This is a genomic window from Campylobacter concisus (genome assembly GCF_003048985.1).
Classification (GTDB): Bacteria; Campylobacterota; Campylobacteria; order Campylobacterales; family Campylobacteraceae; genus Campylobacter_A; species Campylobacter_A concisus_AY.
This window is the reverse complement of the sequence record NZ_PIRS01000001.1, coordinates 178,593-197,296: the sequence shown is the minus strand read 5'-3', so window position 1 is coordinate 197,296 and position 18,704 is coordinate 178,593. Positions and strand designations below refer to the sequence as shown.

19 protein-coding genes are annotated in these 18,704 nt (G+C 40.2%); 10 read left to right on the top strand and 9 right to left on the bottom strand.

Annotation, left to right across the window (positions count from 1 at the left end; genetic code table 11):
* Window positions 1-87 precede the first annotated feature (87 nt).
* Genes CVS91_RS00985 through CVS91_RS00975 form a run of 3 tightly spaced genes read left to right on the top strand, consistent with a single transcriptional unit; the run spans window position 88 to window position 4,342 of the window.
* The gene (locus CVS91_RS00985; RefSeq protein WP_107829656.1) at window positions 88-2,712 is read left to right on the top strand and encodes a valine--tRNA ligase; all 2,625 of its coding nucleotides are present in this window, start codon (window positions 88-90) and stop codon (window positions 2,710-2,712) included.
* Window positions 2,712-3,668, top strand: a complete 957-nt coding sequence (locus CVS91_RS00980; RefSeq protein ID WP_107829654.1) for a methionine ABC transporter ATP-binding protein — start codon at window positions 2,712-2,714, stop codon at window positions 3,666-3,668. Before CVS91_RS00985 ends, CVS91_RS00980 begins: the two co-directional genes overlap by 1 nt.
* Window positions 3,668-4,342, top strand: coding sequence for a methionine ABC transporter permease (locus CVS91_RS00975; protein ID WP_107829652.1), 675 nt, complete (start codon window positions 3,668-3,670; stop codon window positions 4,340-4,342). Before CVS91_RS00980 ends, CVS91_RS00975 begins: the two co-directional genes overlap by 1 nt.
* Here CVS91_RS00975 and CVS91_RS00970 read toward each other — a convergent pair.
* Window positions 4,331-5,290, bottom strand: coding sequence for a permease (locus CVS91_RS00970; RefSeq protein ID WP_107829650.1), 960 nt, complete (start codon window positions 5,288-5,290; stop codon window positions 4,331-4,333). The genes CVS91_RS00975 and CVS91_RS00970 overlap by 12 nt on opposite strands.
* A gap of 102 nt (window positions 5,291-5,392) precedes the next feature.
* Here CVS91_RS00970 and CVS91_RS00965 point away from each other — a divergent pair, with 102 nt between their 5' ends.
* The 4 genes from CVS91_RS00965 to CVS91_RS00950 all read left to right on the top strand — a co-directional run bounded on the left by CVS91_RS00965 (window position 5,393) and on the right by CVS91_RS00950 (window position 8,376).
* Window positions 5,393-5,728: an ArsR/SmtB family transcription factor gene (locus CVS91_RS00965; protein WP_103608092.1), complete on the top strand. Its 336-nt coding sequence runs from the start codon at window positions 5,393-5,395 to the stop codon at window positions 5,726-5,728.
* 259 nt (window positions 5,729-5,987) lie between these two features.
* Window positions 5,988-6,770: a MetQ/NlpA family ABC transporter substrate-binding protein gene (locus CVS91_RS00960; RefSeq protein ID WP_107829648.1), complete on the top strand. Its 783-nt coding sequence runs from the start codon at window positions 5,988-5,990 to the stop codon at window positions 6,768-6,770.
* Between the two features lie 76 nt (window positions 6,771-6,846).
* Window positions 6,847-7,626 (top strand): MetQ/NlpA family ABC transporter substrate-binding protein, encoded by a 780-nt coding sequence (locus CVS91_RS00955; protein WP_107829646.1) that lies wholly within the window; start codon window positions 6,847-6,849, stop codon window positions 7,624-7,626.
* Window positions 7,627-7,785: 159 nt separating this feature from the next.
* Complete coding sequence (locus CVS91_RS00950) at window positions 7,786-8,376, top strand: DedA family protein (protein WP_107829644.1); 591 nt, start codon at window positions 7,786-7,788, stop codon at window positions 8,374-8,376.
* A gap of 70 nt (window positions 8,377-8,446) precedes the next feature.
* On the opposite strand, the gene murI is transcribed toward CVS91_RS00950, so the two are convergent.
* Window positions 8,447-9,235: a glutamate racemase gene (gene murI / locus CVS91_RS00945; RefSeq protein WP_107829642.1), complete on the bottom strand. Its 789-nt coding sequence runs from the start codon at window positions 9,233-9,235 to the stop codon at window positions 8,447-8,449.
* 91 nt (window positions 9,236-9,326) lie between these two features.
* On the opposite strand from murI, the gene CVS91_RS00940 reads away from it, so the two are divergent.
* Both CVS91_RS00940 and murG read left to right on the top strand, forming a co-directional pair.
* On the top strand, window positions 9,327-10,487 hold the full coding sequence (locus tag CVS91_RS00940) for an FtsW/RodA/SpoVE family cell cycle protein (RefSeq protein ID WP_009293817.1): 1,161 nt from the start codon (window positions 9,327-9,329) through the stop codon (window positions 10,485-10,487).
* A complete protein-coding gene (murG, locus tag CVS91_RS00935; protein WP_107829640.1) occupies window positions 10,484-11,506 on the top strand; it encodes an undecaprenyldiphospho-muramoylpentapeptide beta-N-acetylglucosaminyltransferase in 1,023 nt (340 codons plus the stop codon). The genes CVS91_RS00940 and murG overlap by 4 nt, the downstream gene beginning before the upstream one ends.
* On the opposite strand, the gene CVS91_RS00930 is transcribed toward murG, so the two are convergent.
* Window positions 11,498-12,232 (bottom strand): imidazole glycerol phosphate synthase, encoded by a 735-nt coding sequence (locus CVS91_RS00930; protein ID WP_107829638.1) that lies wholly within the window; start codon window positions 12,230-12,232, stop codon window positions 11,498-11,500. The two genes, murG and CVS91_RS00930, sit on opposite strands and share 9 nt — an antisense overlap.
* Window positions 12,233-12,349: 117 nt before the next feature.
* Here CVS91_RS00930 and CVS91_RS00925 point away from each other — a divergent pair, with 117 nt between their 5' ends.
* The gene (locus CVS91_RS00925) at window positions 12,350-13,108 is read left to right on the top strand and encodes a hypothetical protein (RefSeq protein WP_107829636.1); all 759 of its coding nucleotides are present in this window, start codon (window positions 12,350-12,352) and stop codon (window positions 13,106-13,108) included.
* Here the strand turns inward: CVS91_RS00925 and CVS91_RS00920 are convergent, their stop codons facing one another.
* Genes CVS91_RS00920 through CVS91_RS00895 form a run of 6 tightly spaced genes read right to left on the bottom strand, consistent with a single transcriptional unit; the run spans window position 13,109 to window position 18,687 of the window.
* A complete protein-coding gene (locus CVS91_RS00920) occupies window positions 13,109-14,359 on the bottom strand; it encodes an RNA polymerase factor sigma-54 (protein WP_234409643.1) in 1,251 nt (416 codons plus the stop codon).
* Window positions 14,360-14,362: 3 nt separating this feature from the next.
* The gene (lptB, locus tag CVS91_RS00915) at window positions 14,363-15,091 is read right to left on the bottom strand and encodes an LPS export ABC transporter ATP-binding protein (protein ID WP_002940487.1); all 729 of its coding nucleotides are present in this window, start codon (window positions 15,089-15,091) and stop codon (window positions 14,363-14,365) included.
* Window positions 15,084-15,482, bottom strand: a complete 399-nt coding sequence (gene tsaE, locus CVS91_RS00910; protein WP_107829632.1) for a tRNA (adenosine(37)-N6)-threonylcarbamoyltransferase complex ATPase subunit type 1 TsaE — start codon at window positions 15,480-15,482, stop codon at window positions 15,084-15,086. The genes lptB and tsaE overlap by 8 nt, the downstream gene beginning before the upstream one ends.
* A complete protein-coding gene (locus tag CVS91_RS00905) occupies window positions 15,482-15,727 on the bottom strand; it encodes an RNA-binding S4 domain-containing protein (protein WP_087585885.1) in 246 nt (81 codons plus the stop codon). Before CVS91_RS00905 ends, tsaE begins: the two co-directional genes overlap by 1 nt.
* 33 nt (window positions 15,728-15,760) lie before the next feature.
* Window positions 15,761-16,588, bottom strand: a complete 828-nt coding sequence (locus CVS91_RS00900; protein WP_107829630.1) for an alpha/beta hydrolase — start codon at window positions 16,586-16,588, stop codon at window positions 15,761-15,763.
* On the bottom strand, window positions 16,582-18,687 hold the full coding sequence (locus CVS91_RS00895) for a TonB-dependent receptor domain-containing protein (RefSeq protein ID WP_107829628.1): 2,106 nt from the start codon (window positions 18,685-18,687) through the stop codon (window positions 16,582-16,584). Before CVS91_RS00895 ends, CVS91_RS00900 begins: the two co-directional genes overlap by 7 nt.
* Between the last annotated feature and the right edge of the window lie 17 nt (window positions 18,688-18,704).

Below are 18,704 nucleotides of genomic sequence, written 5' to 3'. Positions count from 1 at the left end.
CCCATATTTCCCCACTTTTGCAAAGATTTTTTTAAACAAATTTTAGATAACATTAAGCATTTTTTAAACGAAACTGAGGAGAGAAAAGTGGCAGAATTTTACAATGCAAAAGAGATAGAAGATAAATTTTATAAAATTTGGGAAGAACGCGGATACTTCGAGATAGACGCAAACAAAGATATCCAAAAAGATGGACGTAAATTTTGCATTATGATGCCACCTCCAAACGTGACTGGCTCGCTTCACATCGGACACGCCCTGACCTTCACACTTCAAGATATCATGACTCGCTACAAGAGGATGGACGGCTACAAGACACTTTGGCAGCCAGGGCTTGATCACGCTGGTATCGCTACTCAAAACGTCGTTGAAAAGCAGCTACTAGCACAAGGGATCAAAAAAGAAGAGCTTGGCCGTGAGAAATTTGTAGAAAAAGTGTGGGAGTGGAAGGAAAAAAGCGGCGGTATGATAGTCCATCAGATGCGAAAGCTTGGCATCACTCCGGCTTGGTCACGCCAGAGATTTACTATGGATGAGGGCTTAAGAAAAGCTGTGAAAAAAGCCTTTGTAAATTTATATGACAAAGGGCTAATAGTCCAGAAAAACTACATGATAAACTGGTGTACACATGATGGCGCACTCTCTGACATCGAGGTCGAGCACAAGGAGAACAAAGGCAAGCTTTATCATTTGAGATACTACTTTGCAGACAAGCCAAGCGAATTTGTTGTTGTTGCGACCACCAGACCTGAAACTTACTTTGGTGATACGGCGGTAATGGTAAATCCAAACGACGAGCGCTATAAAAATTTAATCGGCAAAAAAGTTGTGCTACCTATCATAAATAGAGAGATCGAGATCATCGCAGACGAGCACGTTGATATGGAGTTTGGAACAGGCCTTGTTAAGGTCACGCCTGCGCACGATCAAAACGACTACGAGGTTGGCAAAAAACATAACCTTGAGTTTATCACTGTCTTTGACGAAAAGGGCATCTTAAATGATAAGTGTGATAAATTTGCAGGACTTGAGAGGCTTGAGGCTAGAGATATCGTAGTAGCCGAGCTTGAAAAACTTGGCAATGTTGAAAAGATAGAAGACTACGAAAACCAAGTAGGCTACTGCTACCGCTGCAAAAACGTCGTCGAGCCATACATCTCAAAACAGTGGTTTGTCAAAAAAGAGATCGCAGACGATGCGATACAAAAAGTCTCAGAGGGCCTTGCTAAATTTTACCCGCCGCACTGGATAAACAGCTTTAACGCGTGGATGAGAGAGCTAAGAGACTGGTGTATCTCACGCCAGCTTTGGTGGGGACATCAAATTCCAGTATTTTACTGCGATGATTGCGGTTATATGTGGGCTGACGAGGACGAGCCATGCGAGTGCAAAAAGTGCAAAAGTAAAAACATCCACCAAGACCCAGACGTGCTAGATACGTGGTTTAGCTCTGGTCTTTGGCCATTTAGCACGCTTGGCTGGGGCAATGAAAATGAGCTAAAAAATGAAAAATGGTTTGAAGGCGACTTGGCTGAATTTTATCCAAACAACCTACTAATCACTGGCTTTGATATATTATTTTTCTGGGTTGCTAGGATGATGTTTCAGGGTGAAAATGCCCTTGGTAAGCTGCCATTTGACGACATTTACTTGCACGCGCTTGTAAAAGATGAGTTTGGCAGAAAGATGAGTAAGAGCCTTGGCAACGTCATCGACCCACTTGATAGCATAAATGAGTATAGCGCCGATATCTTGCGCTTTACGCTAACTCTTCTAGCCGTTCAAGGACGCGACATCAAGCTAAGTGACGCCAAGATGAAGCAGGTAAGAAATTTCACCAACAAGCTTTATAACGCGAGCAAATACCTCATGCTAAATGAGAGCAAATTTGTAAATTTAGAGGATATCAAGCTTCAAACAAAGCTTGGAATTTATATGAATAGCCGCTTTAACGAGTGCGTAAGAGAGGTGCGCGAAAACATCGACGCCTACCGCTTCAATGACGCTGCAAACACACTTTATAAATTCCTTTGGGATGAGTTTTGCGACTGGGGCATCGAGCTTAGCAAGGCTGATAAAGCGAGTGTAAAAGAGCTTGGAAGTATATTTAAAGAGGCGATGAAACTACTAAATCCTTTCATGCCGTTTCTCTCGGAGTATCTATTTCAAGAGCTTAGCGGCACACAGCTTGAAAATGCAAAATCAATAATGGTGATGAGCTATCCAGAGATAAAAGAGCGAAATTTAGAAGTTGAAAAGAAATTTGAGTTAGTTATCGAAGCAATCGTGGCTATTCGCCGTGCAAAAGCGACGATAGATCTTGGCAACTCAAAGATCGCAAAAGCTTTTGTTAAATTTAACGAAAAAATAGATCTTGACGAGGTTAAAGAGTATATCAAGCTGCTTGCAAAATGCGAAGAGATCGGCTTTGTAGATGAGAAAATAGAAAACTCAATAAGAGACGTGAGCGAAAATTTAGAGGCATTTGTCCCGCTTGAAGGGCTTGATATGAGCGGTATCATCACAAGGCTAAGGTCTCAAAAGATAAAGCTTGAAAAAGAGATCGCCAAACTCTCAGGCATGCTAAATAACCAAAATTTCGTAGCGAACGCACCAAAAGAGGTCATAGAGACGAACAAAGAGGCTTTGCAGAGCGCCGAGGCTAAATTTAAAAAAGTATGCGAAGAGTTAGAAGCTCTTGGAGAAAAATAGTGATAAAAATAGAAAATTTAACCAAATTTTATGGCGGCACGCAGATCCTTTATGATGTAAATTTAGAGGTTAAAAAGGGTGAAATTTTTGCTATCGTGGGACACAGCGGTGCTGGCAAATCAACGCTTTTAAGGTGCATAAACGGGCTTGAGAGCTATCAAGGTGGCAGCCTAAAAGTCTTTGATCAAGAGATAAAAAATTTAGACGAGACGCAGCAGAGACATTTGAGACGAGATGTTGGGATGATATTTCAGCATTTTGCCTTGATGGCTAGAAAAAATGTCTTTGAAAACGTCGCCACTCCGCTTAAATTTTGGGGTTACAAAAGCGATGAAACTGAAAAAAGAGTGAAAGAGCTTTTAAATTTAGTCGGTCTTGAAAGCAAGGCAAAAAGCTATCCAAGCGAGCTAAGCGGCGGCCAAAAACAGCGTGTGGCGATCGCCAGAGCGCTTGCTTTAAATCCTAAAATTTTACTAAGCGACGAGGCGACTTCGGCTCTTGATCCAAACACGACAAATCAAATTTTAGAGCTGCTTGAAAAGATAAACAAAGAGTTAGACATCAGCGTCGTCATCGTCACGCACGAGATGGAGGTTGTAAAATCGATCGCAAAACGAGCGATCTTGCTAGAAGGCGGCAAGATCATAGGCTCTGGAAGCATCGAAGAGCTATTTTTAAAGCCAGATGAGAAGATGAAAGAGTTTTTGGGCGAAGTTGAAATTTTGCCAAGCACTGGCACAAATATTAGGCTATTTTTCCCAAAAGAAGTGGCTCAAAACAGCGTGATCACGCACATGGCAAGAAGCCTAAATATCGACTTTAACATAGTCTGGGGCAAGCTTGAAAAGCTAAATGACAACGTCCTTGGCTCGCTTGTCATAAACATAGATGAAAAAGATAAAGAAAACGTGCTTAACTATATCAAGCAAAGTGGCGTTTTGTGGGAGGTTGCTTGATGTTTGGTATTGATTTTTCTAAATTTCCAGATGTTTTCTATAGGATACTTTTGCCAGCTATCGGCGAGACGCTATATATGAGCATCGTCTCAACCCTGCTCGCTTTTGCCATAGGCCTTATACCAGCGGTTTTGCTCATCCTTTCAGACAAAAACGGCCTAAAGCCAAACAAGCAGCTTTATTTTGTACTTGATATCGTTATAAACGTGCTTAGAAGCTTTCCGTTTATCATTTTGATCATCGTGCTATTTCCAGTCACAAAAATGATCGTAGGTACAAGTATCGGCACCACAGCTGCGATCGTTCCGCTAACTATCGGAGCGGCTCCGTTTGTAGCAAGGCTCATTGAAAATGCTCTAAAAGAGGTTGATAAAGGCATCATTGAAGCAGCGCAAAGCTTTGGTAGCTCGAAATTTCAGATCATTTTCCGCGTGATGTTTGTCGAGGCACTTCCTGGCATCATCTCGGCATTTACACTAACGCTTATCGTAAATATCGGCTTTTCAGCGATGGCTGGTGCAGTTGGCGGTGGCGGACTAGGATCAGTCGCTATAAACTATGGATATCAGAGATTTCGCCCAGATATCATGCTCTACACCGTGGTTATTCTTATCATTATGGTGCAAATTTTCCAAGTTTTAGGCAACTATCTCTATAAAATTTCAAAAAAATGATTTTAAAAACATTGCAAATGCTAATGCCACACATAAGATAAAAGCGATAAAAATTGCCATAAATTTTGGCTTAAAAAACCTATTAAGAAGTATGATTTCCGGTAGGCTAACACCTGCCGCCGTTATTACAAACGCTCCAAATGCGGCCGCACTAGCACCCGAGGCAAGAAGTGCTAAGCCAATTGGCACTAGCGATTCTACTCTAACATAGAGTAGAATTCCAAACAATGCCGAAATAAGTATCGAGGCGATGTCGCTAGAACCAAGGTAGTTTGAGATAAGCTTTTGCGGAACAAATCCGTGTATAGCGGCGCCGATAAACATCGCAAGCAATATGTAATAAAATAGTTTTTTATACTCTTTTACCGAGTTTAAAAGCGCCATTTTGTAAATATTTTTACTATTTTTTATATCCTTGCAAGAGCAAGCTTGTGTCTGATTAACAAGCGTAAAAACAAGGCCTTTAGTTGGATTGTTTGGGCTAAATTTTGGTTTTAAAAAATCATCTTTTAAAAATAGATTTTGATCTGCTTTTGATAACAAAAGACCAAAAGCAAGCGATGAGATAAAAATGACCGTAAAATAAATAATGCTAAATTTAAGCCCAAAACTCATAAAAAGAAGCGTTAAAATTACAGGATTAACAAGCGGAGAGCTTAACAAAAATACGCTACTAACGCCAAGTGATACGCCGCTTTTTAAAAACCCATTTAAAAGCGGTATAGTAGAGCATGAACAAAACGGCGTAATAGCGCCAACCAAAAACGCCTTGATAAAGCTTGAAATTTTTGTGTTTATAAGGTGCTTTTTGAGTTTTTGGCTAAATTTTTCAGATACGATAAATACCAAAAAAGAGACACAAAAAAATAGTAGTGAAATCTCTGTAAAATAAAGTATGAAAAATTTGATAAACTCAAATATATTGTGTTGATTAAAAAGATCGAGCATTTTTTTGCCTTTAATTTTTTTATATGATTATATACTAATATAGGAATATAGTCAAGTGTAAATTTAGTTCTTTTAAGTTAAAATCATAAAAAAGGTATAAAAATGCAATATGTTGATATTCTTGCGCTAAAAAGCGAATTTATGAGAGTTTTGGCTCATCCTGTTAGGATCGGGATAGTTGAGGTTTTAGGTGATAAAAAGATGAGCGTAGGTGAAATTTGCGAGCTTTTAAATAAAGAACAAGCAACGATTTCAAAGCATCTTGGGGTATTAAAAAATGGGGGAATTTTAAAAAGTGAGAAGTCTGGACTTAATGTTTTTTACTCGGTTGATATTTGCTGTTTGCCAAATTTTTTGGAATGTTTAAAAAATATTTTAGAGGAAAAAGCAGCCAAAAACTCAAAAAATGCAAGAGGTGTCATAAAAAGTCTAAGATAAATTTCTAAAATTTATTTTTTTTTAAAGTTTATTTATTTAGAATGCGCGAAATTAATTTAATCGAAAGGATCTAAAATGAAATCAGATATGTGCCAGATGTGCCGCCTACTAAAAAACGAGTCGTCGAAAGACTAATCTCTAAGCACAGAATTTCTTTTTAAGTGCTTAGAACTAGCTTAAGCGCTTAAAAAGAAATTTAATCTTCTAGCTTAAATTTATCCTTTTTTGGTGCTTGGCAAATTTTAAAAAAGGATAACAAATGAAAAAACTACTTCTTACCTCTTTAGTTGCCCTAGGCCTTAGCGTTAGCACAAATGCTGCTGACAAGTCAAAAACAATAATCGTCGGTGCTACACCTATCCCACATGCTGAAATTTTAGAAGTTGTAAAGCCTATTTTGGCAAAAGATGGCTACACACTTGAGATCAAAGAATTTAACGACTACACCACGCCAAACCTTGCGACAGAGGACGGCGACCTTGACGCAAATTTCTTTCAGCACATCCCATATCTTGAAGAATTTAACAAAAACAAAGGCACTCACCTTGTAAAAACAGTTGGCGTGCATCTCGAGCCAATGGGAGTTTATTCTAAAAAGATCAAAGATATCAAAGAGCTAAAAGATGGCGCAGTGGTCTCTATCCCAAATGACCCAACAAACGAGAGCCGCGCACTTGACATCATAGCAAGTGCCGGACTTATCAAGCTAAACAACAACCCACTAAAAACTCCACTTGATATAGTTGATAACCCTAAAAAACTTAAATTTGAAGAGATCGAGACTGCTCAAGTGCCAAGAACGCTTGATGACGTTACTATCGCAGTTATCAACACAAACTACGCGCTAAATGCAAATCTCAATCCAACAAAAGACGCGCTTGTGATCGAGAGCAAAGATAGCCCATACGTAAATTACGTAGTTGTAAAAGCTGGCAACGAGAACAATCCTAAAATAAAGGCTCTTGATAAAGCGATCAACTCACCAGAAGTTAAGAAATTTATCGAGACAAAATATAACGGCGCTATCATCCCAGCGTTTTAATTAAATTTATAAAAAGCGACGTAAAAGCTTTTACCTTTTTAGCGTCGCTTCAAATCAAATCAAAAAAGGAAAAACAATGAAATTTATCAAACTTTTAACCGCATCTTTAGTTGCTCTAAGCCTTCACGCAGCCGACAAAGACCACACTATCATTGTTGGCGTCTCACCAGTGCCACACGCTGAAATTTTAGAATTTGTAAAACCAAAGCTAAAAGATAAGGGCTACGACCTTGTCATCTCTGAAATTTCAGACTACTCTATCCCAAATGTCGCCACAGAAGATGGCAGTTTAGACGCAAATTTCTTTCAGCATTTGCCATATCTTGAGGAGCAAAACAAGGCTAGAGGCCTGCATCTTGTAAGAGTTGCAAATGTCCATGTCGAGCCACTTGGCTTTTACTCTAAAAAGATAAAAAACATAAAAGATCTAAAAGATGGCGCAAAAGTGGCGATCGCTTACGATCCGTCAAATGGCAACAGAGCGCTTAGAATTTTAGAAAAAGCCGGTCTTATCGAGATCGATAAAAACGTAAAAGTTGCAACTGTAAATGACATAACTAAAAATCCTAAGAATTTGCAGTTTGTCGAGCTAGAAGGCGCTCAGATCCCAAGAACACTTGATGATGTCGATATCGCTGCTATTAGCACAAATTTCGTCCTTGATCTTGGCATGAGCGTGGCAAAAGACGCACTTTTACTTGAAGACGCCAACAGCCCTTACGCCAACATCATCGTCACAAGAGCTGGCAACGAGAACAATCCTAAGATCAAAGCTTTAGTTGATGCGGTGCTTAGCCCTGATACTAAAAATTTCATCATCACTCGCTACAAAGGCGAGGTTATACCTGCATTTTAAAAACGGGGCGAGCTTTCGCCCTGCTTTTACATTTAAATTTAAACCTTATATCTTTTTCGTTTTAACTATCTTTTTTAAAATTTATCGCTTTTATTAGTTACTATTAGTAAATAAAGCTTTGCTACAATGCCTCATTTTAAGATAAATTTCGGAGTAAAAATGCTACATGACATTATTGATTTTATCGTTTCAAGCGTGAGCAGCTGGGGGTATGCTGGCATATTTGTGATGATGTTTTTAGAGAGCTCATTTTTTCCATTTCCAAGCGAAGTGGCAATGATACCAGCTGGATATCTAGCTCACAAAGGCGAGATGAGCCTAGCACTTGCTTTTATCTCAGGCACGCTTGGCAGCTTGCTTGGAGCCATTTTTAACTACTATCTTTGCTACTTTTTTGGACGCGAGATCATCTTAAAATACGGCAAATTTGTCGGCATCACTCACGAAAAGATGGATAAATTTGAAGCATTTTTTAATAAACATGGCGAAATTTCAACATTTAACTCACGCCTTATCCCAGGAATTCGTCAGTATATCAGCCTGCCAGCCGGGCTTGCTAAGATGAATATTTTTAGATTTTGCCTATTTACCACACTTGGTGCTGGGATTTGGTGCGCGGTTTTGCTTGGAGTTGGCTACTTTCTAGGCTCAAATCCAGACAAACAGACGCTTCTAGGTATTACGATCGCTCTTTTAGCTATGGTTGCAGTAATAAGTGCTATCTATATAATGAAGCAAAGAAAAGGCTAAATACATATAAAAATATGTAAAATTTAGTGTATTTTTCTAAATTTGGCTCAAATTTTTAGCTAAATTTACCCTAGCAAATCGTTCTCATTTTTTCTAGGCGAGCTAAATTTCTTGAAATTTTCTCTAGCTCGTTTTGCTCGCGTACCTCGTCACCAGAGTAAAAAAATTTCACATTTGGAGTTAAATTTGAATTTGAAATTTTAAGTTTAAGCTCGCTTATGAGGCGCTTTATCGTCCCTTCGTTGCCGTCTATTATGCTTACATTTGTGGGCAAAATTTCTCTTAAGCTATCTTTAAAATAGTTAAAATGCGTGCAGCCAAGCACCAAAAAGTCAAATTTACTTAGATCAAATTTACCTAGCTCATCTTTTAGATATGACTTCACGTTTTCGCTCTCAAACTCAGCCTTTTCAGCGAAATTTACAAGCCTAGGCAGAGCAAGCAGCTCGGTTTTATCTTTTGCGTTTAAATTTGTGATTAGCTCTTTTAGTTTTGCGCCATTTACGGTGACTGGAGTGGCGATGACAAGCGTTTTTAGGGCGTCATCATGACTTAGATCGTGAGCTTTTTTTACAGCTGGCTCCATGCCGATGATCGGCACGCTTAAATTTGCTCTAAGCTCTTTTATAGCCACGCTTGTTGCAGTGTTGCACGCCACCACGACAGCTTTTGCGCCATTTTTGACAAGAAATTTCACCGCATCAAAGCTAAATTTTAATATCTCATCTCTGCTCTTTTGTCCGTATGGGACATTTTTCACATCTGCGTAATATAAAAATTCATGTTCGCTAAGCTTGCTTAAAGCTTCGTTTAAGACGCTAAGTCCGCCAAGCCCCGAGTCAAATATACCTATCTTCATGCCCATCCTTAAAGCCTGCAATTATAGCAAATAATATCTTTGTAAGCCGTTTTTTATTATACTTTGGCTCATTTTAAAGTTGGAGCTAATTTTGGCAGTTGATAAGGTTATTTTCTATCTTTGCGCGACTTTGATCGCCATAAGTATCATTTTTTCACTATCCTTGCCAGTTTTTACAGTTTTATTTTTTAACTACGACGAATTTCACTTTTTTATCCGCCAGTTTGCAGTCGGCTGCATAGGAATTTTTCTCATGTGGTGGCTCTCAAGGCTAAATCCCGACAAAGCGCTCGTTTGGATAGGCTTTGGTCTGCTTATCTCGTGCGGTATCGCTATGGGGCTCATGCACGCCTTGCCAGCTTCGATGGTGACTGACTCTGGAGGTGCTAGACGCTGGATCAGGTTGCCTGGCTTTTCACTTGCGCCAGTTGAGTTTTTCAAAGTCGGTTTTGTCTATTTTTTGGCGTGGAGTTTTACTAGAAAATTTAGCGACGGCAAGAGGACTTTGATGGCTGAGCTAAAGATACTTTTGCCTTATATCATTCTTTTTGGTATCGCTATCTTTCTTATCGCCGTTATGCAAAACGACCTTGGACAGGTTGTAGTTTTGGCACTTACTTTTGTGACGATGGCGCTTTTTGCAGGGGCTAGTGTTAGGCTCTTTGGTATCGGTATATTAGGCGCTGCCTTTGTTATGACGGTGGCGATAGTTAGCTCTGAGCACAGAATTTTGCGTATAAAATCATGGTGGGGCACGATACAAAATATGGTTCTCTCTTTCTTGCCAGATAGCGTGGCAAACGTGCTTAGAGTGGCAGACGCACCAGAGCCTTATCAAATTTCTCACTCACTAAATGCAATTAAACACGGCGAGTTTTTTGGAGAGGGGCTTGGAGCTGGGATATTTAAGCTTGGCTTTTTAAGCGAGGTGCATACGGACTTCGTGCTAGCTGGCATAGCTGAAGAGGTCGGCGTTTTTGGCATTTTATGCATCACAGCGATCTTTATCACGCTACTTTATAGGATATTTAGAATTTCAGCCAGAAGCGAAAACAAGGTCTATCACCTATTCTCGCTTGGTATCGGTCTTATCTTGTCGTTTTCGTTTTTGATGAATAGCTACGGCATCACATCGATCACGCCGATAAAAGGTATAGCTGTGCCATTTCTTAGCTACGGCGGCAGCTCAGTGCTTGCTATATGCATCGGCATCGGCATGGTCTTGATGGTTAGTAAAAAGGCGAAACTATGATAGTTATTTGTGGTGGTGGCACTGGAGGGCATTTGGCGATCGCTAGAAGCTTTTGTGAGGAGCTAAATAGACGAGGCATAAAGCCAATTTTCATCGGCTCAACTAGCGGTCAGGATAAATTTTGGTTTGAAAATGATGATAAATTTGCAAAGAAATTCTTCTTACCAAGTAGTGGCGTCGTAAATAAAAGAGGTCTTGCCAAGCTAAAATCACTAACAAACATTATAAGCCTAGCTCTAAAATGCAGGCAAATTTTTAAAGAAAATGGCGTTAAAGCAGTTATCAGCGTGGGAGGCTACTCAGCAGCGCCAGCAGCCATAGCGGCTATCATCTCAAAAACACCACTTTTCATCCACGAGCAAAATGCCGTAACTGGCAAGCTAAATAAAATTTTAAAGCCATACGCAAAGGGCTTTTTTAGCTCTTATGATGAGCTCTCGCCCTGCCCTTACCCTGTGGCAAATAAATTTTTTGAAAGCCAAAGAGTTAGAAGCGAGCTAAAAACGATACTATTTTTAGGTGGCTCACAAGGTGCAAAAGCGATAAACGAGCTAGCTATAAATTTAGCCCCATATCTTAAAGAAAAAGGGATAAAGATCATTCATCAATGTGGAAAAAACGCCATTGATGAGCTTAAAAAAAGATATGATGAGTTTGGCTTTAGCGAGGCAAATTTAGAAATTTTTGACTTTAGCAAAGAGATAGAAAAGAAGATGAGCGAGGCTGATCTTGCCATATCAAGAGCTGGAGCTAGCTCGCTTTGGGAGCTTTGCGCAAATGCCCTGCCATCTATCTTTGTGCCATTTCCTTATGCCGCTGGCAATCACCAGTTTTACAACGCTAAATTTCTAAAAGATAAAGGCATAGCTGAAATTTGCCTGCAAAATGGCGAAAATTTAGACAAAGACGAAGTCATAAAAATGATCGAGAGCTTTGATCTAAACAAAAGCAGCAAAGCTCTAAAAGATATCCTTTTGCCAAATGGAGCAAAAGAGATAGTGGATAAAATCTTAAGCTAGATCCTCGCCTATGGCGTAAGCTTTTAGCTCTCGTAGCTCGTAGATTAGATAGTGATAGATAAGCTCATTTGTCTTTAGGCTTTTGCCTGAAAGCACTGGTCTTATCATCTCGATGATCCTGTCTGTGATGCCAGCGATCTCAACCAAAAGTAGCTCGTCGCCCCTTTGTTTGGCCACTCTTATGCAGTTGTAAAAAAATGTGTAGATAGTTTTAAAATTTTCTAAAACGACGTTTGAGACGATTTGAGAGTCGAGATGTAAAATTTTATTCATCCTATTTTGCAATTCCATTAGCTCTGCAAGTAGCCCTCTTATCATCGCTGTGTCGCCACTTCTTGAGAAGATACTCTTTTTCTTTTTTTTATTTTGTATCTGATATTCAGCGACTAAAATTTGCATGATGTTTGAGATGCTTGTCAGGCTCTCTTGCAGGTTTTGATTAGTCTTTAGGCTCACGCCAGCCTTTTCTATCTTGTAGTATAGGCTTTTGTTTGTCTGCTCGAGGTATGAGCTAATGTTTTCGTAGTAATCTTCAGTATTAAAGACATTTTTAAAAAAACTGCCCTCGTCTGTTGTGTTATAAAGTCTTTTTTTGATCTCTTCGACATTTTTATTAAAAGTGAGCGCATCGATCTTTGTTTCAGGCTCGACAACGCCGTTGTTTTCGATAACTTCCAAGTTTTTCTTAAGCGTGCTTATCAGCTTTTCAATCTCATTAAAATCCATTTTGCCTCTTTGAAATTTTTGGCTATTTTACTATAAAAAGCTGAAGTTTTTGCTTGCGATCCTCAAAGAGATAAATTTATGCTTCTTTTAATAAAATATCTCAAAAAAGGAGCAAAAATGAATGGTGAAGTTTTTAACGCTTGCATTATCGTAGCCTCCATAAAGCAAGCTCTAAGGTCAAATTTAGAGCTAAGCTACAAAGGCGAAAAATATATAAAAAGCCTAGTTTTTGACTATATTTTGGAGGATGAGCAAGAAAAAAGAGAGCAAGCTAGCATAAATGAGTGGTTTAAGCACGCCAAAAAGCTTGGGTTAAGCGACGTGAAATTTGCTACAAATTTAGCAGTCTCACCAAAGGAGCGCTCGCTGCAAGGCTTTTCAAATGTAAGCCACAAGTCTATTCTTTGCATTTATAAAGACAAGATGAGCTACTTCGTGCCGCACTGGAGCTTTGAAGAAGATAAAAAGGGCTGGGACATAGTCTATAAAGAATTTAGCCTAAACGGCACGCCAGAAATTCAAAAATTTAGCGATAACACTTTGGAGTTTAAAGATATCCTAACTAAGATCGCAACATTTGCTGATGAGATAGAGTGTGAGAATTTTGGCGACTGCTTTAGAAAAGGGCTAAAAGCACTAAATGAGCCAGAAAATATAGAGCAAAATATCCTAAATGCGCCACTTATGCCAAAGCTAAATTTAGCCCTTTTTACTGCGGCAAGTGCGGCTGACGTCTTTGGTGGCATGGGCTCTTGGAACGACGACGCAGCAGGCTTAGCGCAGCATAAAAAACGCGGAAAAGAGTATGATGAGCTTAGCGGTGAGCTTTTTACGCAGATACGAAAGGCTACACTTTTTGCCATAAATGAGTGGTAGCTAGCCGTTTATCTGATATATCTTTTTTCGCTGGCTTGAGCTGCCGATATTTAGGATTTTGCGGTATTTGGTGATAGTTCGGCGAACGATTTGGATGTTAAATTTAGCTTGGATTAGCTCTTGGATTTTTAGATCAGAAAGTGGTTTTTTGCGGTCTTCGTTTTTTATAAGCTCTAGCAAAAATTCCTTTATCGCAGCGTTTGAAGTCTCTTCGTCAAAGCCAGTTGCGAAGAAATTTTTAAGCGCTACCGTGCCTCGTGGGGAGCTTAGATATTTGTTCGCGATCGCTCTTGAGATGGTTGAAGGGTTGCGTCCAAGCTCGTCAGCTAGGTCTTTTAGCTTCATAGGCTTTATGTCACCACCCAAAAAGTAGTCATACTGATACTCAACTATCATGAGCCCTATCTTATAAAGTGTCGCCTTTCTCATCTCAAGGGCGTCTATGAGCTCGCTTGCCTCTTTTATGCGCGAGCTTACAAAGGCCTCTTTCTCGTCTAGCCCCTCAGTGTCGATAGAAATTTCAGGATAATACTCGTCATTTATCTGCACGCTTATGCCACTACTTGTGCTTAGCACGAAGATGTCAGGCACCGCCTCTTTTTCATCTTCAAGATACTCAATGGCTGGGGGATTTTTAAATTTCTTTATGATCTTTAGCGCGTCGTCGTAAAATTTAAGCTTTCTAAGCTTCTCTATATTTTCAAAATTTAAGATGATCTTTTTTGCGCACTCTATGATCTCATCACTAGCCTCTTCCTCGCCAAGCTGAAACAAAAAGCTCTCTTTAACATCCTTTGCGCCAACGCCACAGGGCTCAAGGTAGGCAAATCTCGCCCTAACTCGCTCCACCTCATTCTCGTTAAAGCCAGCAAAAATTTCATCATCATAAGAAAAATATCCCTCATCATCTAAACACTCGATGATCTTATATGCGATATCTTGGGACTTTTGTGTGGGGAAAAGTGGTGGATTTATCTGGCTAACGAGCTTTTCATAGAGGCTTTCTTTATATATGCTTAAAGCCTCGATGCTCTCGCTAACTGAGTTTTTGCTAACTTGCTCAAAAAAATTTCGCTTTTTTTCGCTTTTTTCTAAATTTTTGTGTTCGATCGTAGCAAATGGATTATCTTTTATAAAAGGCTCAAGCGTCTCTTTTAGCTCATCAAGCCCGCTTTGAAGGATAGGAAGCCAGCTTCTTAGCGTTTGGTTTAGTTTGATCTTTGGCGCTAAAGTTTGCTTTTGCCTTAGCATCATCTACTCAAGTAGCTTAAATTCTTCGCCAAGATAGTGCGTTCTAACGAGCTTGTTGTTTGCCACTTCGCTCGCACTGCCGCTTGCTAGCAGTGAGCCATCTTTGATGACATAGGCTCTGTCGCAAATGGCTAGCGTCTCACGGACGTTGTGGTCTGTTATCAAAACGCCGATACCTAGCTTTTTAAGGTCTCTAACGATACTTTGGATGTCGCTAACTGCGATAGGATCGACGCCTGCAAATGGCTCATCAAGCAGCAAAAATTTTGGTTTTATGATGAGACTTCTAGCGATCTCACAGCGTCTGCGCTCGCCGCCACTTAGGCTAACGCCCTTTCTTAGGCGGATAGGCTCGATATTTAGCATATTTAGCATCTCATTTACTCTTTTAGAGATATCTTCTTTGCTTTGATTTAAAATTTCAGCCCCAAGTAGTAAATTTTCTTCAACGCTTAGCTCTTTAAATATGCTTGACTCTTGCGGCAAATAGCCAATACCAAGGTGCGCTCTTTTATGAAGCGGGACATTTGTGATCTTTTCGTCGTTTAAAAAAACATCTCCGCTAGTTGGCGAGATGAGCCCGCAGATCATATAAAAAGTGGTCGTCTTTCCAGCGCCATTTGGCCCAAGAAGCCCCACCACTTCGCCACTATTTACCTCTAAAGATATACCTTTTATGATCTCACTTTTCTTAATCGTCTTTTTTAGATCTTTTACTTCTAGTTTATGCACTTATAACCTCGTATTTTCTGCCATTTTCGCTAGGAGAAATTTTTACTAATGTATAGCTCTCGCCGTTTTTCTTTAGAGCTTTTTCTAAATTTTCATCGCCCCACTCTACTAGATGAAGCCCCTCTTCAAACAAATTTTCAAAAAGGCCATTTTTTGCCATCCCATCAAAACCGATCTGATAAATGTCGTAGTGGTAGATATCTTTACCATAAATTTGCATCAAAGAAAATGTCGGCGACGTCACGCTCTCTTCTATGCCATGAGCCTTGATGATCGCCTTTACAAGCGTAGTTTTGCCACTTGCTAGATCACCACTTAGCAGCACCACGCCACTTTTTGGCAGCACCCGCACAAGCCGATCAAGCTCATTTTCCAAAAGCTCAAAAACCATCAAAGCTCTTTTACATATTCGCTTTGAGCGCTTTTTGGTATGCTTTTTGTAGTTGGGATCGCTAACACCTCGTATCTCGCCTCGCGCGTTAGAAATTTGATAGTGATAACGTCGCCTATCTTAACATCTTTTGCCGCTTTTGCCTGCACGCCGTTGATGCTCACAACGCCGCTTTTACACATATCTTCGCTAACGGCACGCCTTTTGGTGATATTTACTACGTTTAAAAATTTATCTACTCTCATGCGGCGGATTTTAACAAAAATAGCCTTAAATTTTTAATCCTTCAGATATTTTAAAAGCTCTTTTAAATTTAGAGGTATGACGCTGCCGTGCGTCTCATTTTTAAAAAGCTCAAAGTGAGAATTTACGCCACTTTGCTTTAAAATTTGAGCTAAATCGTTCGCCTTTAAAATGCCAGCTTTGTCAGTTTTACCCTTTCTCTTTTCAAGCTCGCCAACGCTAAGAAAGACGAATTTAGCCTTTAGTTTCTCTTTAAATTTACCCTCGCTCACATTTTGCTTTAAAATTTCAGACTCGCCCCACCAAAGAGATGGCGAAGCGATAAAGAAATTTGAAAATACGCCATCATTTTTAAGCAAGGCATAGAGCGTAAAAAGCCCGCCAAAAGAGTGTCCATAAAGGCTCTTTTGGCTGCTTTGCACGTTAAATTTCTCATCAATTAGCGGTACTAAATTTCTAGTTAAAAAGTGGTAAAACGCATCAGCCCCACCACCCTTGCTAAACTCCTCGCCCTCTGCCTTTGGCGTGAGATCTCTTGTGCGTTTTTCTACCTCGTAGCTTTTGTCGCTGTCATATCCTATGCCTATTATTAGCGGGGCAGCCTTGCCATCAAACTCATTTAAAAGCATGTTAAACTGGGCGTTTGCGTCAAGCAAGAAAAGCACGTTTTTAAACTCATCTTGCCCCTTTAGCTTGGCTGTGAAAATTTTATAAATTTCATCATTTGCGCTCATTTTAAAGGTTGAAATTTCAAATTTACTAGCAGCTTTTTGGCTAAGTGGCTCAGGCATTTGGCTAGGTCCTGCGTGCAAAGTCTGCGTCACGCCAAGCGCGAAAAGTAAAATTTTAAAGGCTCTTACCATTTTGCAGCGACCTTAAACCAAAATCTCCTGCCCTCTTGCGGATACCAGTAGTAGTTGCCGTCGTCTGCTAGCGCCTCATCGTATCTTACTTTATCAAAGATGTTGTAGGCATTTAGGCTAAGCGTTAGGTGCTTGTTTGCGTCCCAGCTGACGCCTGTATCAAAGGTGAGTAGGTCTTTTGTGTTCTCTCTTACTCTGTTGCCAGCACCAAAATTTACGCTTGTTAGCTTGCTCTCGTAGTTTGTGCTAAAAAAAGTTTTGACGCTTTTTACAGGTTTATATGTAAGTGTGGCGTGAAGTGTGTGCTCTGGCGTTGCGGTAAGGCTTTTTGCATCAAGTCTAGCTAGGTCTGTCTCGCTAAATTTCATAGGGCCTCTTGGTGTGTTTATCGTTGGGTTGCCAGTTTTTATCTTTGACTTATTATAGGTGTAGTTTGAACTTAAATTTAGGTTTGAAAGGATGTCATAGTCGCCACTTAGCTCCACGCCCCAAACGGTCGCGCCCTCAATGTTAAAGTAAGTTCCCCAGCCAGGGCAACCCACACTTGGGATTTTAGCGCTTGGCGGGCAAGGACCAAAGGCTGGAATTTTATTTACATTACTGCCGTCGGTGTCTAGGATCTTATCTTTAAACTCATTTCTAAAAAGCGTCACCGAGCCTCTAAAATCAGCCTGATTGTCATAATATGCCCCAACTTCATAAGTCGTGCTCTTTTCTGGTTTTAGGTCCTTGTTGCCAAAATCAACTATACTCCAAGCCTTTTGAATAGTGCCTACTTCAGGTGAAATTTGATTGACATCTGGTGTTTTATAGCCAGTCGCGACGCCACCTTTTAGGCTTAGCGTATCTGTGGCGTTATAGACTAGGTAGGCTCTTGGCGAGAGGTGGTTACCAAAGAATTCGTTGTGCGTGAGCCTTGAGCCAAGCGTTAAAAAGAGCTTCTCGTCTAAAATTTGCCACTCATCCTCGATAAATCCCGCATGCTCGCTCATCGAGTAGGTCTTTGGGTCTTTTAAGCCGTTTCTTGAAGCGTTTGAGACGATGAAGGTCGTGCCGACATTTTGCTTGCTAAAGTCATAGCCAAAAGTTAGAGTGTGTGCGCCAAAAAAGGTTGTAAATTTAGAGTTAAAGTTGTAATTTTTGGCTTTTGCTGGTATAAATTTATCAAAAAGGCTCGTTCTTTGTGTCTGGTCATAAATGTAGCTGATATCGGCATTTAGGTTATCAAATTCGCCAAGGTAGCCAACGCCATAGCTCTTTTTCTCGTAGTCATAGGCGTTTAAAACCTTATTTGTCTTTGTAGTGGCTGTTTTGCCGACGGTGCGCGAGTAGTCGTGTTTTTCACTTGAGCCAAGGATAAAAAATTTATTGTGCTCATCTGGAGTGATCCAAAGTTTTGCGCTCAAATTTCTCTTATCGCTCTTTTGATAGCCGCCTTTGTAATTATCCTCATCTCTTAGCTTTTTATATCCCCAAAGCTGAAGCGCAAAAAGCTCTTTATAAAGAGGTAAATTTAGATAAAAGTCGCCCTGTCTGCCGTCTCCTATGCCTTTATGCGCATTTATCGTAGTTGAGATGCCGACGTTACCGCTAAATTTTGAAAAGTCCTTTTTGGTAATGATATTTATAACGCCTCCAACTGCGTCGCTACCATAAAGCGAGCTCATAGGGCCACGGATGACCTCTATACGCTCGATCGCTTCAGCTGGCGGGATGAAATTTGAGTTCATATCCCCTGCTCCGCCCTTTGGGTTTGCGCTACTTGAATTTACTCTTTTGCCATCAATTAAAACTAGCGTTTGAGACTTCTCCATACCGCGTATCGAGATGCCACTAGCTGGACCATCCTCGCCGCCAACGACATTTACGCCTGGCACTTTTTGGGCGATTGAGTGAAGTGAGGTAAAGCTATCTTTTGTAAGCTCATCGCCACTTATCACGCTGATGCTTGCAGGGGCTTCTTTGATCTGCTGCGAGAAGCCACTCGCACTTACTACGACGCCATCTAGCTTAGTTTCGTTGTTATCTTTCTCTACTGCATAGAGAGAATTTGCCACACAAGCACTAAGGCAAATGGCGATAAATTTTGATCTTTTCATGGTTGTCCTTTTATTAA

Excerpts from the sequence above, each read along its gene's own strand:
- CVS91_RS00975 (WP_107829652.1), top strand. The coding sequence starts at position 3,668 with ATGTTTGGTATTGATTTTTCTAAATTTCCAGATGTTTTCTATAGGATA.
- CVS91_RS00970 (WP_107829650.1), bottom strand. The coding sequence starts at position 5,290 with ATGCTCGATCTTTTTAATCAACACAATATATTTGAGTTTATCAAATTT.
- CVS91_RS00965 (WP_103608092.1), top strand. The coding sequence starts at position 5,393 with ATGCAATATGTTGATATTCTTGCGCTAAAAAGCGAATTTATGAGAGTT.
- CVS91_RS00960 (WP_107829648.1), top strand. The coding sequence starts at position 5,988 with ATGAAAAAACTACTTCTTACCTCTTTAGTTGCCCTAGGCCTTAGCGTT.
- CVS91_RS00955 (WP_107829646.1), top strand. The coding sequence starts at position 6,847 with ATGAAATTTATCAAACTTTTAACCGCATCTTTAGTTGCTCTAAGCCTT.
- CVS91_RS00950 (WP_107829644.1), top strand. The coding sequence starts at position 7,786 with ATGCTACATGACATTATTGATTTTATCGTTTCAAGCGTGAGCAGCTGG.
- murI (WP_107829642.1), bottom strand. The coding sequence starts at position 9,235 with ATGAAGATAGGTATATTTGACTCGGGGCTTGGCGGACTTAGCGTCTTA.
- murG (WP_107829640.1), top strand. The coding sequence starts at position 10,484 with ATGATAGTTATTTGTGGTGGTGGCACTGGAGGGCATTTGGCGATCGCT.
- CVS91_RS00930 (WP_107829638.1), bottom strand. The coding sequence starts at position 12,232 with ATGGATTTTAATGAGATTGAAAAGCTGATAAGCACGCTTAAGAAAAAC.
- CVS91_RS00925 (WP_107829636.1), top strand. The coding sequence starts at position 12,350 with ATGAATGGTGAAGTTTTTAACGCTTGCATTATCGTAGCCTCCATAAAG.
- CVS91_RS00920 (WP_234409643.1), bottom strand. The coding sequence starts at position 14,359 with ATGCTAAGGCAAAAGCAAACTTTAGCGCCAAAGATCAAACTAAACCAA.
- tsaE (WP_107829632.1), bottom strand. The coding sequence starts at position 15,482 with ATGGTTTTTGAGCTTTTGGAAAATGAGCTTGATCGGCTTGTGCGGGTG.
- CVS91_RS00905 (WP_087585885.1), bottom strand. The coding sequence starts at position 15,727 with ATGAGAGTAGATAAATTTTTAAACGTAGTAAATATCACCAAAAGGCGT.
- CVS91_RS00900 (WP_107829630.1), bottom strand. The coding sequence starts at position 16,588 with ATGGTAAGAGCCTTTAAAATTTTACTTTTCGCGCTTGGCGTGACGCAG.
- CVS91_RS00895 (WP_107829628.1), bottom strand. The coding sequence starts at position 18,687 with ATGAAAAGATCAAAATTTATCGCCATTTGCCTTAGTGCTTGTGTGGCA.